The sequence below is a fragment of the Nonomuraea sp. NPDC050404 genome (assembly GCF_040655495.1).
GTDB lineage: Bacteria > Actinomycetota > Actinomycetes > Streptosporangiales > Streptosporangiaceae > Nonomuraea.
This window is the reverse complement of sequence record NZ_JBFAKB010000058.1, coordinates 15,413-32,524: the sequence shown is the minus strand read 5'-3', so window position 1 is coordinate 32,524 and position 17,112 is coordinate 15,413. Positions and strand designations below refer to the sequence as shown.

Sequence of the window (17,112 nt, the reverse complement as noted above, 5' to 3'; positions counted from 1 at the left end):
GATCGTAACAGCTGGGCCTCGGGTGCGGACCTGTCGATCTCGGGCGCGACGGTGACCAGTTCGCGGCTGGGTGGGCAGTCGATCGGGTTGCCCGCCGCGGCCGATGTCTCCGGTGTCCGCGCGGTGCCGCGCATGTCCCGTTCCCAGCAGATCTCGGTGACCGGCAGTGTCGGCGGCGGGGTGGGCAGTGTCGGTGGCAGTGTGTCCACCGGCACCTCCAGCGGCGAGCTGGACTACTTCGACATGAACGGCGACGGCTTCCCCGACGTGGTAGGTGCGGGCGGCATCCAGTACACCGACCCGTCCGGGGTGCTCGGCAGCACGCGCGGTGACACGCCGGGCGGCGCGGTGCGCTCCTCGGACAACGTCTCGGGCAACGCCAGCGCGGGCAGCGCGGCCAGGACGATCACCACCGGCCGCGGTGACGCCGCACCGAGCGGGACGGCGACGGCCAACACCTCGTCGTCCGGCAACGACATGCCGCCGCTCGGCATCGGCGGCAACCTGGGCACGGGCACCTCCGACGCCGAAACTGACCTGCTGGACATCAACGGCGACGCGCTGCCGGACCGGGTGTTCGAGGATGGGCGCGCGGCGCTCAACCTCGGCTACCGGTTCGCGGCCCCCGAGCCGTGGCCGGGCGGGCCGCTGAACGACGGCAGCAGCGACAACTCCGGCGTGAACATCGGTTTCAACACCGACTTCTACGGTTTCGCCGGCGGCGCGTCGCTGAACCAGGGCGACAGCACCACCTCGGCCACCCTGACCGACGTCAACGGCGACAACCTGGCCGACCGGGTGTTCGCCGGTTCGCCGATCAGGGTGGCGATCAACACCGGCAGCGGGTTCGCCGCCCCGGTGGCGTTCGGCGGCAGCCTGTCCGGGCTGAACGGCGACGTCAACGCCCGGCTGGGGGCGGGCGCGTACTTCACCATCTCGATCCCGATCGCGTTCGGCATCGGCGGGTTCGTCATCATCAACCCCGGCGCGGACACCTCGACCGGAGCCTCGCGCGCCTCACAGGTCCTGCGGGACATCAACGGCGACGGCTTCGCCGACCACCTGGCCTCCAGCACCGACAACCAGTTGACGGTGGCGGCCAACCAGACAGGACGTACCAACCTGCTCAAGACGGTCAAGCGGCCGATGCGCGCGGTGATCGAGCTGGACTACGCGCGCGACGGCAACACCTACGACCTGCCGTCCTCGCGATACGTGCTGAGCTCGGTCAAGACCGACGACGGCCTGGCCGGGGACGGTCAGGATGTCCAGCACACCACCATCGGTTACGCGGGCGGCGTGTTCGACCGGCTGGAGCGGGAGTTCCGCGGCTACGCCACGGTGACGACCCAGGGCCGAGACCGCGACGGCACCGTCCAACGGACCCTCAGCTCCACCTACGACACCAGCAGCCACTACACGCGCGGCCTGTCCACCCGTACGCTCACCGCCGACGGCGAGGGCCGGCCGTTCACCGAGGAACTGCGCACGTACGAGCTGCGCGACGTCGCCACGGGCGGAACCGGCGACGGCGCCAGCACCTCCGCGGCGATCTTCCCGATGCTGGTCAGGACGGATGAGCGCTGGTACGAGGGCCAGCCCCAGCCGGGCAAGCAGACCCGGGTCGAACTGGTCTACGACAAGAACGGCAACATCACCAAGACGAGCGACTACGGCGAGAGCGGCAGCGCCGACGACGTGGTCAGCACGGTCGGCTTCGCGGACTGTGCCGACACCCACATCATCGATGCGGCCAACAAGTCCGAGGTGCGCGGCGGCGGCAAGGTCATGCGGCGCAGCGAGGCCGACATCGACTGCGCCACCGGCAACATGACCCGGCACCGGGCCAAGCTGGGCGACGACAAGACCGCGGTCACCGACGCGACCTACCACCCGGGCGGCACGTTGGCCACCCTGACCGGGCCGGCCAACCACAAGGGGCAGCGCTTCAAGCTGACCTACACCTACGACGAGACGACCGGCACGTACGTCACCGCCATCCAGGACAGCCACGGCTACGTCTCCACCGCCACCTACAACCTGAAGTTCGGCCAGGCCGAGACCACCGTGGACATCAACAACCAGCGGACGGTCAACACCTACGACGACGTCGGCCGGGTCGCCACCGCGACAGGGCCGCACGACCACGGGGCCGGCAAGCCGACCATCGCCTTCGAGTACCACCCCGAGGCGACCGTCCCGTACGCCGTCACCCGCCACCTGGACCGGGCCACGGACGGATCGGTCAAGGCCGACACCATCGACACCGTCACCTTCACCGACGGCCTGAACCGGGTCGTGCAGACCAAGAAGGACGCCAGGATCGGCGGCGTCGACCAGATGACCGTCTCCGGGCGGGCGGTCTACGACGAGTTCGGTCGTATGGTCGAGCAGTACTACCCGGTCAACGAGGCCAAGGGCGCGGCCAACACCAGGTTCAACGCCACCTTCGACCGGGTGTACCCGACCACGAACGAATTCGACGTGCTGGACAGGCCGGTGCGGACCGTGCTGCCGGACGGCACGGGCAGCACCACGGCCTACGGGTTCGGCAACGACCGTGCCGGCACGCGGCAGTTCTCCACCACGGTGACCGACGCCGAGGGCAACACCAAGGTCACCTTCACCGACGTACGGGACCAGATGACCTCGGTGCGGGAGCCGAACCCGGTCAACGGCGGCCCGCCGCTATGGACCAGCTACGTGTACGACCCGCTGAGCCAGCTCACCAAGGTCACCGACGACCAGGACAACCACACCACCACCGCCTACGACGACTTCGGCCGTCGCACGACGGTGACCAGCCCCGACTCCGGCCGCACCAGCACCGGCTACGACCTGGCCGGCAACGTGACCAGCAAGGTCACCGCGAACCTGGCCGACCGGGACAAGAAGATCTCCTACGAGTACGACTTCAACCGGCTGGCGAAGATCGATTACCCGGTCTTCCAGGACAACGACGTCCGCTACACCTACGGCGACCCCGGCGCCGCCTACAACGGCGCGGGCAGGATCACCAAGGTCGAGGACGCGGGCGGCGTGACCACCCGCCAGTACGGGCCGCTCGGCGAGATCACCTCGGAGACCAAGGTCCTGCCCGGCCCCGGATACCACCACAAGAAGACCTTCACCACCGGCTACCGGTACGACAGCTTCGGCCGAGTGCTGCAGCTCACCTACCCCGACGGCGAGTCGCTGACCTACGGCTACGACTCCGGCGGCCAGGTGATCACGGCCACCGGCGTCAAGGGCGCCTACACCTACCCGTACCTGCGCGACATGTTGTACGACAAGTTCGAGCAGCGCGCCAAGATCTCACTCGGCAACGGCACCTCCACCACGTTCACCTACGACGCCGCCGACCGCAGCCTGGCGCTGCTCAGCTCGACCCTGCCCTCGGGGTATGAGTTCCAGCGCTACCGCTACAGCTACGACGACGTCGGCAACATCACCCGGCTGCAGAACGACACCAACATCCCCGACGGCTCCACCACCCCCGAACTGGGCGGGCCGTCCACCCAGACCTACGTCTACGACAACCTCTACCGGCTGACCCAGGCCACCGGCCAGTACACGCCGGACATCCACAAGACCGACAGCTACGCCTTCCGGCTGACCTACGACACGGTCCACAACATCGTCGGCAAGCAGCAGCGGCACGCCATCGTCGCCAGCAACGGCAGCGAGCAGGTGCAGCAGGACACCACCTACTCCCACGTCTACAGCTTCGGCTCCCGCCCGCACGCGCCGACCGAGGTCGGCCCGGACGAGATGCGGTACGACGACAACGGCAACCTCATCAACCAGGAGTCCGACCAGTACGGCAAGCCCCGCCGCCAGCTCATCTGGGACGAGGACAACCGGCTGGCCTGCGTGCACGACACCACCAAGAGCGACACCCGGCCGCAGGACCCGTCGGCCTGCGACGACCACGGCAAGCCGCCCACCGTCCGCTTCACCTACGACGACCAGGGCGAACGGGTGGTCAAGGACAGCTCGCAGACCACGCTGTACCCGAACCAGAACTACACCGCCCGCAACCAGACCGAGTTCAAGCACGTCTTCGTCGGCACCACCCGGATCGCCACCAAGACCGCCAAATCGGGCAACTACTTCGAGAAGGACCAGTTCTTCTACCACGGCGACCAGGTCGGCTCGACCACGTTCGGCACCGACGGCAACGGCCGGCTGGCCGAACATCTCAACTACTTCCCCGGCGGCGAGACCTGGGTCGAGGAGAGCCCCGGCCAGTTCAACCCGTACCAGTTCACCGGCAAGGAACTCGATCCCGAGACTGGCTACTACTACCACGGGTCGCGCTACTACGACCCGCGCATGGGCTTGTGGAAGTCCCCTGACCCGATCATCGACGACTATCTAGACGGTGAGGGCAACGACGGGGTCTACAACCCGGGCAACCTGAACCTGTACGGGTACGGCTACAACAACCCGATCCAGAACTCCGACCCCGACGGCAACCTGGTCTTCCTGGTGCCTGCGGCCATCCTGGTCGGCAAGGGCGTCATGTGGGGCATGACCGCCTACAGCGCCTACCAGGGCGCCAGGGCGGTGGCCGGCACGGTCAACGACGTCGCCGAAGGCCGTAAGACCTGGCAGGAGGGCGTCACCGAAGGCGGCCTGGCGGTGGCCCAAGCGGGCGCGGAGGCCGCGCTCGGCAAGCTCAGGGTGGTCGAGCGCGCCGCCGAGTTCGTCGGTAACACCGGGGTCGGCCGGCGAGCCACCGAGTGGGTGTCCGAACGGGCGGGTGACGTCGCCCAGAGATTCCGCAGGACCGACGCTCCCGGCGGCTGCGCCCTCAACAGCTTCACCCCGGGTACCCGGGTGCTGATGGCCGACGGCAGCACCAAGGCGATCGAGGAGGTCAAGATCGGCGATGCGGTCCTGGCCACCGACCCCAAGACCGGCCGCACCGAATCCAGGGTCGTCACCGGCGTCATCACCGGCGACGGCGACAAGGACCTGGTGAAGGTCACCGTCGACATTGACGGTGCGCTGGGCGAGAAGACCGCCGACATCACCGCGACCGGCGGGCACCCGTTCTGGGCGTCGAGCCTGGGCCGCTGGGTCGACGCCGAAGCCCTCCGGCCGGGCATGTGGCTGCGGACCTCGGCCGGCGACTACGTCCAGGTCGAGGCGACCAGCGCGTGGAGCGCGACGAAGCGGGTGCACAACCTGACCGTCGACGGTCTGCACACGTACTACGTACTGGCGGACGCCACGCCGGTCCTGGTGCACAACATCAACTGTCTCAACCTCCCCGACAGAATCCCCCCGGGGGAGTTCCGGACCATCGGCGATCCCAACGCCAAGGGTGGCGTCTACGCGCTGGTGGGCCCGAACGGGCAGGTGGTCAGGACCGGCATGGCCACCGACCTGCGCGACCGGCTCGGCAAGCATGGGCGTAAGTACCCCGATCTCCGCCAAGTGGTGCTCTACAGGACGGACGTCCTGGACGAGAGACACGGCCTGGAAAGACTGGTCGAGGACTACTACCGGCCCATCCTCGCCCGCCGGGCCGCGGTCGGCGACGACAACGACAAGCGGAACGACTACCTGCAAGCCGCCCTGGCATTCCTGTCACGACCCGGCAACCAGTAACGCTCCGAAACCGCAGCCCCGGCAGCTCCCGCGAACGGACCTGCCGGGGCTGCGGCCTGTCTGCGGGATTGGGCGTCGGGCCACGCCATCGTCCCCCTGCCGCGACTCTCTCGACCGGCCGCCGGCTCGACGACCGTGCCGTTGTGGGTGACGACCATTGCCGCAGCGGCGATGGTGGCGGTGCGGTGGGCGGTGATGGTTGAGGTCTGGCCGGTATTCCATCTGATCGTGAACGTCGCGGAGCCGCTGACCAGGAGATCAAGGCAGCTCAGATCGCGGTCGACGGTTCGGCTGACGCGAGATCCCGAGACCAGCCGGGGGTTGCTCAAGGAGACGCAGGGTCCGTAACGCGTCTAATTCCGGACGGTGACTGATTGGGGCCTGAAGGTGAGCGGCGGATCGAAGGTGTTGCGCTGGTCGGTGGCCGGGGTGCATATAACGTCCACAATGCCGGCATGGGGGTACTTCCTTTCGACCGTCGGTATTGACTCAGCGCCGTCGGACCGAGGCCTGCGCCCTGCACGCCCATCCCTTAGTTTATCCCAATTTTCCCTTTCCAGCAGGTGGGCCAAGTTCTTAACAGGGCAACGAAAAGGAGGCACACCCAAATCGCGAGCAAGGAAAACTATGACATACTTCAAGAAAATAGGTCGGATTTGCGGCCTTTTCGTGCTCGCCACTACTTCTCTTCTGGCGGTGGACCTCACCACTCACCCCGCGAGCGCCAAGAAAGGATGCAACGAAGCCGGTCGGCGCGTAGTAAGCGACGCTTTCGAAGCCTGGCGTACGGGCAAGCGTCCCATCGCCGACGTCTTCGCCCCCGGCATCGTCTGGCGCATCGAGGGACGCTCGGCGATCTCCAAGGTGTACCGGAGCAGGCAGCAGTTCGTCGAGGAAGTCGCCGAGCCCTTCGAGGCCCGCTTCGACAGGTCGGCGACGCCCTTCCGCCCGACCCGCATCCACCAGATCTTCTGCGACGGGGACACGATGATCGTGTACTGGGCCGGACGTGGCGTCGCCAACGATGGGAAGTCCTACACCAACAGCTACGTGTGGATCATGAAGGTTCGTGCCGGCAAGGTCGCCGAGGGCGTCGCCTTTTACGACAGCACCTCCTTCGACGAGCTGTGGTACCGGGTCAAGCCCAGCACGACGCAGGCCGGCAAGCCGCGCGAGGAGTTCCACGATGCCCGCCGAAGGCATTGACCGACTGGAGCGAACTCCTCGGCCACGGCGACGACGCCGAACACGTGGACGTTGAGACCTTCTTCGCCGCGCACTGCCTGGTCAGTCCCGGACCAGTCTTCCGGGCTCTGAACGGCATCGTTCACGCCGTGCTCACCGGTTACGAGAACGCGATCAACGAGGAGGAGTTCACCTGTCGGTGCTGGGCGTCACAGAGTCGGCGGTGACGGTGGCGTTCTCATGGCTGGACTCCGACGCCGACGGGACGCTCGGCTGCGCGGAGTTCGTCCGGGCAGCCGGGAAATGTTTTCCTCGCCGAAGATCACACCGCGCCCGGCACCGTGCTCTTCGGCATGTACGACCTGGCGCCGCCTATCTCCTGACCCGCGAGCGGGGTTCTTCGCGCACACCGTAGAGCCCCGCCGACACACCGTGCCGAAGCCCAGGCTCCTTCCCGAAAGGAAGACAGACGTGCGCGACGGCACCCGGCAGACCACGGCGCCGCTGGCCGCCGCCGTCCTGGGATTCTCCATCATCACCTTGGACGCGACCATCGTGAACGTCGCGCTGCCCTCGATCCACGACGAGCTAGGGGGCGGCATCACCGGCCTGCAGTGGGTGGTGGACGTCTACACCCTGATGTTGGCCGCCCTGTTGCTGTCGACCGGCGCCCTGTCGGACCGGTACGGGGCCCGCGGAGTGCTGGCCGGAGGGCTGATGTCGTTCGTGATCGCCTCGGTGGCCTGCGCGCTGGCTCCATCGCTGCCGGTGCTGATCGGCGCGCGGGTGGTGCAGGGAATCGGAGCGGCCATCATCATGCCGACGCTGTTGGCGTTGGTGCGTCACGCCTTTCCTGATCCGGTGGCCCGTACTCGCGCGGTGGGGCTGTGGGCGATGGGCGGCGCGGTGGCCGCCGCCGCAGGCCCGGTGCTGGGTGGTGTGCTGACCCAGGTGTCCTGGCGGCTGATCTTCTGGATCAATCTGCCGCTGGGCATCGTCATTCTGCTGCTGCTGGCCCACGCTTCCCGGTCGCCGACCCGCCTGACACCGTTCGACTGGCTCGGGCAGGCCACCGCCATACTCGCGATCGGCGGGCTGACCTTCGCCGCGATCGAGGCGGGACGGGTCGGGCTCACCGCGCCGGAGGTCCTGGTCGCCCTGGGCATCGCCATGGTGGCGTTCGCCGCGTTCGTGGCCGCGCAGGCCAAGGGGAGGCATCCGATGGTGCCGCCGGAACTGCTCCGCTCGGCCACGGTGATGATCGCCAACGGCATCGGATTCGCGTTCACGGTCGGCTTCTATGGGCTGCCGTTCCTGTTCAGCCTGCACTTTCAGGAACGGCACGGCCTGTCAGCGCTGGGCGCCGGGCTCGCGTTCCTGCCGATGATGTTGCCCGGCGCCTGCCTGATCCCCTGCTCCACGTGGATCGTGGAACGTACCGGCCCTCGCGTGCCGATCATCTGCGGTCTTGTGCTGAGCGCGGCCGGGTCCGTGGCACTGGTCCTGGCGCCGGAGTCGATGCCGGTGTGGGTGACCGCGCTGTTGCTGGTACCGGTGGGACTGTCCGGCCCGCTGGTGATGCCCGCGACCGCCGCACTGCTGCTGGAGCACGTATCCGCTGATCAGAGCGGCACAGCCAGCGGCGTGTTCAACGCCAGCCGCCAGATCGGCGGGGCTCTGGCCGTGGCCGTCTTCGGCACCTTGATCTCCGCTCCGGCCGGGTTCGAGCACGGGCTGCGCGTCAGCCTGATCCTGGCCGCCATCGTGGCGCTCGGCACCGCCGTGGCCGCCACCCATCTGGCCTCCACCCGCCCTGCCACCTCACCAACCCAACCCGATAACGGTTGAGCTAGAGATTTCGGCCCGCCAGTTAGCCCCGATCCCGCAGGTACGGTCGGTCCCGCACGGGCTCCCGGCCGCCGCGCGGAGCATGCCGGCCTCGTCAAAAGCCTGGATCAGCTGGGAGCCCGCGGGGGTGACATGCACCCGGCGGCCGCGTGTGTCATCGTCCTGTGTCCGGCTTTGTACGGGTCCGCGCCGCCGAGAACTTTCTTCAAACGAGACGATACGGTCCGTCTTGACACAGGGCGCGCGAGTGAACATACTCAGACATATCCCGAGACGCAACGTATCGTCTTAAAGGAGGATCGCGTGACGGCTGGCCGTGTTCGGTGCATCACCGGCGTGTCGAGGGCCTCGGAGTACCGGCCCGGGAGCACCTGAGCCGCAAGGCTCCGGGCTGATCACGCAGACCAATCGGCAACGACGACAGGAGATGGGGCGCTTTGCGCACTCCCGCACAACTGGCACTCAACGAGATCACCAAGCGCTACGGCACCCGGATCGTCCTGGATCGGGTGTCTCTCACCGTCAAGCCCGGCGAGCGGCTCGGGGTGATCGGTGACAACGGGTCGGGCAAGTCGACGCTGCTCAAGCTGATGGCGGGCGTGGAACGTCCGGACAACGGCGACCCGGTGGTCGTCGCGCCCGGCGGCATCGGCTACCTTCCGCAGTCGCTCGCGCTGCCGCCGCACGCCACCGTCGCCGACGCCGTGGACCTGGCCCTGGCCGACCTGCGCGAACTGGAAGCCCGGATGCGGACGGCCGAACGCATCCTCGCCGGCAGCGCGCCCGGCCGGGACGCCGAAGCGGATGCCGGAGCGGGTGCCGGAGCGGGTGCCGGAGCCAGTGACGGGCTCACGGGTTATGCCCGGCTGGTGGCGGAGTTCGAGGCGCGGGGCGGGTACGAGGCCGACACGCGGGTGGAGGTCGCGCTGCACGGCCTCGGGCTGCCCGGCCTCGACCGGAGCCGCCCGCTCGGCACGCTCTCCGGCGGCGAACGCGCCCGGCTGGCCCTGGCCGCCACGCTGGCCTCCGCCCCCGAACTGCTGCTCCTCGACGAGCCGACCAACGACCTGGACGACGCGGCCACCGCCTGGCTCGAACGGCGCCTGCGCGCCCACCGGGGCACAGTCGTGGTGATCACGCACGACCGGCTGTTCCTGGAGCGGGTGACGACCGCGATCGTCGAGGTGGCCGACGGGCAGGTACGCCGCTACGGCGACGGATACGCCGGATACCTCGCCGCCAAGGCCGCCGAACGGGCCGCGCAGGCCCGCGCCCACGAGGAGTGGAAGGCGGAGCTGGACCGGCATGCCACGCTGGTGTCGGCCAACGCGGGCCGGATGCAGGTGATCCCCCGCAAGGTGGCTCAGGCGGGCATGGGCACCGGCGCCTGGCGGGCGCGCTCGCGTGCGCACGGGGCGGCCGGGCGTATCCGGCAGTCCCAGCAGCGGTTGCGGTGGCTCACCGACCACCCCGCGCCGCCGCCGCCCGAGCCGCTGCGCTTCACCGCCGCCCTCGCGACGACGGGCGCGGATGTCGGCGCCGAGGTGGCCGCGCTCGACGGTGTGGTGGTGGCGGGACGACTCCACCTGGACTCCCTGACCGTACGCGCCGGCGAGCGTCTGCTCGTCACCGGCCCGAATGGCGCGGGCAAGACCACGCTCTTGCGGGTCCTCGCCGGAGAATTGCGACCGGACACGGGCGCGGTACGGCGTACCGGCCGGGCCGGCTTCTTCCGCCAGGACGAGCCGGCTGCCGACGGGCCGCGGGCCGGGTTCTTCCGCCAGGACGAGCCGGACGCTGAGGAGGCGTGGCCGGCGGGGCTCCTCCGGCAGGACCGGACGGTGCTGCGGGCCTACGCGGCCGGACGCCCGGGAAGCCTGGACGAGCACGCGGACGCGCTGCTCGCCCTGGGCCTGTTCCGCCCGGACGAGCTGGGGTTGCGCCTCGGGGAACTGTCCTACGGGCAGCGACGCAGGATCGACCTGGCGCGGCTGGTGAGCGAACCCGCGGACCTGCTGCTGCTGGACGAGCCGACCAACCACCTGTCCCCGATGCTCGTCGAGCAACTGGAGCAGGCGCTGGCCTCGTACCAGGGGGCGCTGGTCGTGGTCACGCACGACCGCCGCCTGCGGGCTGCGTTCACCGGCACCCGCCTCGAACTGGCCGAAGGCGCAGTCACATGACCGGCGGCGGCCACCAGAAGGACCGGCCGAACGTGGGGGGCGGGCCACGCCACGTCATCTACGGCTGCGCGCCTGCAGGTCAAGCGGCTTGCGAGTATTCGGGGAGAACGCCGCCTGGTGGCGTGCTCGATCACCGCCAGGATGAGAATCGTCCTCGTAGCGAGGTCGTGTCGGAGATTCAGCAAGACCGCCGTCGTCGTCATCACCGCGCAAGGTCTTCGGCCTCGCCGCCGCGGGCGTCCGCTTCGCTTGGCCTCTTGCGTGTCAGCCCGGCAGCCAGTGCAGCTCGTGCGCCAGGGTTTTGGCGACGGCACGGATGCGGCGGTGTAGCGGCGACTGCTCGCGGGGGAGTACCAGGTGGATCGTCAGGCTGGGTGCTCCCCGCAGCGGTCGCCAGGTGAGACCGGCCGGTGCTGCCGTGGCCGCGGCTTCTCCGGCCGGGGCGAGGGTGACCCCGTCGCGCAGGTCGCGCTGAGACATGTCGAAAGAGACCGCGGGCGCGTGGAATCGGGGGTGTGGCCGGGTGTCTCGGAACAGGGCGGACAGCTGATCGTGGATCGCGGGGTTGGCCGCACGGTCCGGGAGTCGCAGCGGATACGCGGCCGCGTCGGCGATCTCGATCTCCGGGTGTTCGGCCAGCGGATGGTGCTGCGCCAGCTGGACCCCGACGCGCATACGCCGCAGCAGGTACCGGCGCACGCCACGGCCCGGCTGTTCACCGCGGGTGATCCCGGCATCGATGCGGCCGTCGGCGACCGCGGGGGAGATCTCCGGTGTCGCCATCGGGACCGCGCCGACCTCGAGTCCGCTGTTGCCGCGCATCAGCCTGTCCACCAGGGCCGGTGCCGTCTCGGCCCCGGCGCTGAGGCTGTATCCGATGCGCAGCGTGCCCAGTTCACCGGCCGCCGCGCTCCGGGCGGTGTCCCATGCCCGGTCCAGCGCCGCCAGCGCGGGCGGCGCGGACTCCGCCAGAGCCGCACCGGCCGTGGTCAATACGACGCTACGCGTGTTGCGGACCAGCAGGGCCGTACCGAGTTCCGTCTCCAATCGGCGCATCCGGGCGCTGAGTGCGGGTTGTGCGATACCGATCCGTGCGGCCGCGCGGGTGAAGTTCAACTCCTGCGCCAGCACCAGGAAGTACCGCAGGCTCACCGTGTCCGGCGCCACGTGCCCTCCTGGCCGATTGATAACGATCCGTTCTGAGTCTAGCCCGTACCGGTCTTTCCCTCGACCGCACATCAAGCCCTAACCTGCGCATATGACGATTCAACTGATCGCGGTACCCGTCGCCGGGATCGATCGATCTGAGTGTCCATTCGAAGCCGGACGTGTCCGGCCCAACACAGGAGGTTTCCATGGCTAAGGGCTACTGGGTCAGTGTTTACCCCGCCATTTCCGACCCCGAGGGGCTGACTGCCTACGACAAGCTGGCCGGTCCGGCTGTCCAGGCCGGGGGTGGGCGCACCCTGTCCCGGATCCCGTCCCGTGGCGGCCGAGTCGTCGCCCACGAGGCCGGAATCACGCAGCGCGTCGTTCTGATCGAGTTCGACAGCTTTGAACAGGCCGTCGCGGCATACGAGAGCGAGGCATACCAGAAGGCGCTGGTGGCCCTCCCGGACGGCGTCGTGCGCGACTTCCGCATCATCGAAGGCATCGACTGACCGGCGGGCCCGGCTTCGGAGCCATAGGACGGCCTCCCGTAGGTGCAGACCGGTAAGAAGGCTGCCGGGCGCCTCACGGCACCGGGTTTACCGGGGCGCGTTCGTCCAGCAGTCCCTCCTCGCGCAGGTCGGACCACAACTCCGGCGGGATGCGCGCTGAGAACGCGGCGACGTTGCGCCGTACCTCCTGCGCTGAGCGCGTACCGACCACGATGCCCGCGACCGCGGGGTGCCGCAGCGGGAAGGCCATGGCGGCCTGGGGGACGGTCACGCCGTGCGCCTCGCAGACGTCCGCGATCCGGTTGACCCGCTCCACCAGCCGCGGGTCGGCGGGCGCGTAGTCGAACCGCGCCCCCTCGGCGGGCCGGTCGGTCGCCAGCAGGCCGGAGTTGAAGATGGAGGCGGCCAGGACGGACACTCCGCGTTCGACGCACGCGGGCAGCAGTTCGTCCAGGGCGGAGTGGTCCAGCAGCGTGTAGCGGCCCGACAGCATGACCACGTCCGCGTCGGTCTCCCGTACCAGGCGGGTCAGCTTGCCGGGGTGGTACATGCCCGCGCCGACGGCGCCGACCACGCCCTGGGAGCGCAGCTCGGCCAGTGCCGGGTAGCCGTCGCGCAGGGCGGCCTCGAAGTGCTCTTCGGCGTCGTGCAGGTACAGCACGTCGATCCGGTCGACGCCCATGCGGGTCAGGGAGTCCTCGACGCTGCGCAGGATGCCGTCGCGGGAGAAGTCCCACACCCGGCGGTGGGTGGCGGGGACGGCGAAGCTTTCGTCCATCCGGCCCTGCGGATCCTGCGGGACCAGCAGCCGGCCGACCTTGGTCGACAGTGTGAACTCCGCCCGTGGTTTGCCGCGCAGCAGCTCACCGATGCGGCGTTCCGAGTGCCCGATGCCGTAGTGCGGAGAGGTGTCGAAGTAGCGGATTCCCGAGTCCCAGGCGGCTTCCAGTGCCCGCGCCGCGGTGTCGTCGTCCAGCGGTTCGAACAGGCCGCCCAGCGGCCCGCCCCCGAAGCCCAGTTCGGTGACCCGCACCGTGCCGCGTCCGAGCCGATGAGTACGCATGTGGTATGTCTCCCTCTTGTACGATTCCGGCGTCCTGCCGGACATCGTGTCGTTCTGGTCGATCGGATGGCGTCGGACAGGAGTCACGGGGCCGATGCCAGGATGCGGTCGAGCGTCCTGCGGCCCATCGCGCTCATCGCAGGATTGCTGTCCACGTAGTACCAGACCAGGCCCATGGCCTGGACGAACGCCCAAGCCATGCCGCGCTCCCACGACAGCTCGTCGCAGCCGAGGCTCCTCCGGAGCACCTCGCGGGGACGGGTCCGCAGCAGGTGCCAGGCGCCGACCAGGTCCAGTGCGGGATCGGCAGGGCCGAAACCGCCGCCGTCGAGGACTCCGGTGAGTCGGCCGTCGGAGACCAGCACGTTCGCGGGGATCAGGTCGCCGTGGCTCATCACGTCGGCGTCCTCGCGCGGCAGCCACCGCAGCCGGCTCCAGAGGCAGCGGAGCCGAGGCACGTCCAGCAGCCTCTCGCTCTCCGTGAAGCACTTCTCCATCCAGGCGTCGTGGTGGGTGAGATCGCCGCCGCGGCCTGTGCCGCTGAAGCGCCTTCCCCTGGTCCCAGCGCTCCGCAGGGCGGCGATGAAGGTCGCGAGGTCTTCCGCGAAGGCCGGTGACCCGCCAGGATCGGCGTCCGTGGCGGGCGTTCCCGGCAGCCACGTCTGGACCGACCACGGCATGGGGTAGCCAAGACCCGGCTCTCCCATGGCCACGGGCTCGGGGGTGGGGAACGGCGAGACCCGCGCCAGCTCCGCGCTCGCGCGGGCCTCTCGCTCCAGAGCCGATCGGGTGGCGTCGGCCATGCGCAAGGGGAAGCGCGCCGCCAGGTGGTCTCCGATACGGAAGATCGCGTTGACCGTTCCGGCCGACCGCACCGGACGGACCTCCAAGCCCTTCCACTGCGGGAACTGCTCCTCGACCAGGGCGGCCACCACCTCGGCCGGCACGTCCACCTGGTCGTCATGCATGATCACGTCGTGCTTCCTCTCGGCAACGGTGCAGGTCTTGATCAAGACTGTCACCCCGTACTGGTCAGAAGGCCGGGAATGTCCAGCCTGAGGGATGGTACGGCTCCCGCTCACCGCGAAAGGCGAGCGAGGCGGCGCCGGCCGCGCCTGGGCGCAACTCCTTGACCCGGCCCGCGGCGGCCGGGGTGGTGCCACCCAGCGTTGTCGCTGTCGGTGTCGACGTAGCCGGGCGCGACGGCGTTGACCAGCACGTCGAGGTGGCCGAACCGCTCCTGGATCTGCTCTGCGGCCGCCCTGACGGTGGCCTGGTCGGTGACGTCCAGGACGATCGTGTGCGCGTCGCCGCCCCCCGCCCGCAACGCCGCGGCGGCCTCCTCACCTTGCCGCACGTCCCGGGCCCCGATCAGGACGGTCATGCCCAGCGCGGCCAGTTGCCCGGCGGCCGCGCGGCCGATGCCTTTGTTTGCTCCGGTGACCAGTGCGATCTTCCGGTGTGCGGTCTGCTTGCTCGTCGCATCCCTGCCCGACGCGTTCGACGTGCTCGTCCACCTGCGCCAAGTGTCACCCGTGCACTGGTTGACGGCGTAGAGGTGCGCCGAGAAACCCCACCGGCAAGCCGGATGCCATCAGCAGCACACCCCGTCGCCTCCAGGGGCCCCGATTCTCAACACAGGAGCTGAACATGAGGCGAGGTGCTCGGCGGCGTCGCGGGAGGGGTCGTAGACGCGGCTGATGACGCGTGCCTTACCCGGCACGAACTGGCCGAACGCCTGCGCCGGATCGCCGAGCGCGGCGACCTCGCGATCGACGACCCCGCCCGCGCGGCGTGTGGGACCAGGCGCCCTGAAGCCCCCGGCTGACCATGCTGGAGGGCGTGGCCAACGAGCATGACCAGGAGGAGACGGCGTCCTGAGCCGACCGGCGTTCAACGCCCGCTGTCCGCCGCCGGGTCGGCTGGGCCGGGTACGCGGTCAACCTGGCCAACCCGCGCCCGAAGCCGTCAGGACGTGGGTGGGTTCGTGGCGGCGGCGTGGAGGAACGTCTGGGTGAAGACCTCGCAGGCCTGTTCGGGACCGGGCAGGGCGTCGGGGCCGGGCAGGGCATCGGGGGTGTCCTGCAGGACGGGACGCAGCAGGAAGTGCAGCACCACGGGATAGACCATCTGCTGGACGAGGAGAGGGGCGGGGAGGTCGCGGATGCGGCCGGCGGCGATCTGGTGGCGCATCCAGGGGCCGACGCCGGTGAACATGCGGGCCATGAGCCGGCGGCCGAGGGCCCGGGTTTCGGGGTCGGCCGGGCGGGCGAGGACTTCGGCGAGGAAGGCCGGTGCGATGCGTGGCTCGCGGGTCAGGGCCTGGGCCAGCGTCAGGTGGATGGCGCGTACCGTGTTCGCCAGGTCGGCGTCGGGGTCGGCCATCAGCTCCTCAAGATCCAGGATGGGGCTGTAGCGTTCGAACACCGCCCGCAGGAGTTCGTCGCGGCCGCCGAAGGCGGTGTGCAGGCTGACCGTGGAGCAGCGCGCGGCGGCTGCGACGCCTTCCATGGTCACCGCGGCCAGGCCGTGCTCGCCGATCAGGGCGGCGGCGGCCTCCAGGGCGCGATCGTGGACCGGGCGGCGGCGGCCGGGGTCCACACCGGCGCGGCGCACCGCCTCGTCCAGGGCGGCGCGGGTGCCGCCCAGGCGGCGGATCAGCGTGCTGCGCGAGATCCCGGCCTGCTGCGCGATCGCGATCAGCGACACTTCCGCGACATCGCGGCCGGCCGCCTCGGCCGCCCGCACCGCGGCCTGGACCAGCTCGGACGGAACCTCGTCGACCACCGCACCCCCTGAAACCGTATCTAATGTAGTCCAAACCATGGTATCAACTTGGTGTGGCGCCTCGGACATTCTGACTGGGAGGAAGCTCGGTGATGGGCAAGTTCTCGCTGGAGACCTACCGCAAGCACTGGCCACGCGTGGGCGGCGTCCTGGCCATGGCACTGGGCGGCGCCGCCGCGCTGGCGGCGGGCAAGACGTCCAACACGCGGCTGATCTCGATGCTGAACTGGGGGGCGCTGCTGGTCCACCAGTACGAGGAGTACCAGGACCCCGGTTATTTCCCCGGCCAGTTCAACAAGGGCATGCTGGGCAGCGAGGATCCGGCCCGCTACCCGCTCAACGCGCACGGCACGCTGTGCGTCAACACCGTCCTCGCCTACCCCTTCTACCTGGCTCCGGCGCTGTTTCCCAAGGTCAAGTGGCTCGGCATCGGTCCTGTGCTGTTCGGCATGACGCAGGTCGTCGGCCACGGGATCATCATTCCCCGCAGGGCGGGCGACCGCTACAGTCCCGGCTTCCTGGCCTCGATCCTGCTGCACCTGCCGCTCGGCATCGCCTACTTCCGCGCACTGAAGCAGGAGCAGGGCGGCGTGACCCGCTCGGACATGGCCAAGGGGGTGGCCTACGCGGTCGGGTTCGCCGTGGTCGGGGTCGTGGGCCCCAACATCGGCTTCTACGACAAGAACAGCCCCTACGCCTTCACCCGCCACCAGCTCGGCCACCACGCTCCGCCGGAGAACCCCTGACCCCGATCCGCCCGCGCCGT

At 69.5% G+C, this 17,112-nt stretch carries 13 protein-coding genes; 7 read left to right on the top strand and 6 right to left on the bottom strand.

Features of this window, described 5'->3' with window-relative positions; all coding sequences use genetic code 11:
* On the bottom strand, positions 1–209 hold a 209-nt coding region (locus AB0I81_RS62710; protein ID WP_360680069.1), incomplete at its 3' end, for a hypothetical protein.
* Between AB0I81_RS62710 and AB0I81_RS62705 the strand changes: the two genes are divergently transcribed.
* From AB0I81_RS62705 to AB0I81_RS62685, 5 genes are all read left to right on the top strand, one after another.
* On the top strand, positions 202–5,619 hold the full coding sequence (locus tag AB0I81_RS62705) for a polymorphic toxin-type HINT domain-containing protein (RefSeq protein WP_360680066.1): 5,418 nt from the start codon (positions 202–204) through the stop codon (positions 5,617–5,619). The genes AB0I81_RS62710 and AB0I81_RS62705 overlap by 8 nt on opposite strands.
* Positions 5,620–6,315: 696 nt before the next feature.
* Entirely contained in the window at positions 6,316–6,825 is a 510-nt protein-coding gene (locus AB0I81_RS62700; RefSeq protein ID WP_360680063.1) for a nuclear transport factor 2 family protein, read from the top strand.
* Positions 6,822–7,031: a hypothetical protein gene (locus AB0I81_RS62695; RefSeq protein ID WP_360680060.1), complete on the top strand. Its 210-nt coding sequence runs from the start codon at positions 6,822–6,824 to the stop codon at positions 7,029–7,031. The genes AB0I81_RS62700 and AB0I81_RS62695 overlap by 4 nt, the downstream gene beginning before the upstream one ends.
* A gap of 244 nt (positions 7,032–7,275) precedes the next feature.
* A complete protein-coding gene (locus tag AB0I81_RS62690) occupies positions 7,276–8,652 on the top strand; it encodes an MFS transporter (RefSeq protein WP_360680057.1) in 1,377 nt (458 codons plus the stop codon).
* 437 nt (positions 8,653–9,089) lie between these two features.
* The gene (locus tag AB0I81_RS62685; RefSeq protein WP_360680054.1) at positions 9,090–10,835 is read left to right on the top strand and encodes an ABC-F family ATP-binding cassette domain-containing protein; all 1,746 of its coding nucleotides are present in this window, start codon (positions 9,090–9,092) and stop codon (positions 10,833–10,835) included.
* 264 nt (positions 10,836–11,099) lie between these two features.
* On the opposite strand, the gene AB0I81_RS62680 is transcribed toward AB0I81_RS62685, so the two are convergent.
* Complete coding sequence (locus AB0I81_RS62680) at positions 11,100–12,002, bottom strand: LysR family transcriptional regulator (RefSeq protein ID WP_360680051.1); 903 nt, start codon at positions 12,000–12,002, stop codon at positions 11,100–11,102.
* A 188-nt stretch (positions 12,003–12,190) separates the two neighbouring features.
* Here AB0I81_RS62680 and AB0I81_RS62675 point away from each other — a divergent pair, with 188 nt between their 5' ends.
* Positions 12,191–12,496, top strand: coding sequence for a DUF1330 domain-containing protein (locus AB0I81_RS62675; protein WP_360680048.1), 306 nt, complete (start codon positions 12,191–12,193; stop codon positions 12,494–12,496).
* A 73-nt stretch (positions 12,497–12,569) separates the two neighbouring features.
* Here the strand turns inward: AB0I81_RS62675 and AB0I81_RS62670 are convergent, their stop codons facing one another.
* From AB0I81_RS62670 to AB0I81_RS62655, 4 genes are all read right to left on the bottom strand, one after another.
* On the bottom strand, positions 12,570–13,559 hold the full coding sequence (locus AB0I81_RS62670) for an aldo/keto reductase (protein WP_360680045.1): 990 nt from the start codon (positions 13,557–13,559) through the stop codon (positions 12,570–12,572).
* Between the two features lie 83 nt (positions 13,560–13,642).
* Positions 13,643–14,527 (bottom strand): aminoglycoside phosphotransferase family protein, encoded by an 885-nt coding sequence (locus AB0I81_RS62665; protein WP_360680080.1) that lies wholly within the window; start codon positions 14,525–14,527, stop codon positions 13,643–13,645.
* Between the two features lie 110 nt (positions 14,528–14,637).
* Positions 14,638–15,006 (bottom strand): SDR family NAD(P)-dependent oxidoreductase, encoded by a 369-nt coding sequence (locus AB0I81_RS62660; protein WP_360680077.1) that lies wholly within the window; start codon positions 15,004–15,006, stop codon positions 14,638–14,640.
* Between the two features lie 521 nt (positions 15,007–15,527).
* Positions 15,528–16,346 (bottom strand): helix-turn-helix domain-containing protein, encoded by an 819-nt coding sequence (locus AB0I81_RS62655; protein ID WP_360680042.1) that lies wholly within the window; start codon positions 16,344–16,346, stop codon positions 15,528–15,530.
* Positions 16,347–16,438: 92 nt separating this feature from the next.
* On the opposite strand from AB0I81_RS62655, the gene AB0I81_RS62650 reads away from it, so the two are divergent.
* Complete coding sequence (locus tag AB0I81_RS62650) at positions 16,439–17,092, top strand: HXXEE domain-containing protein (protein ID WP_360680075.1); 654 nt, start codon at positions 16,439–16,441, stop codon at positions 17,090–17,092.
* Positions 17,093–17,112 lie beyond the last annotated feature (20 nt).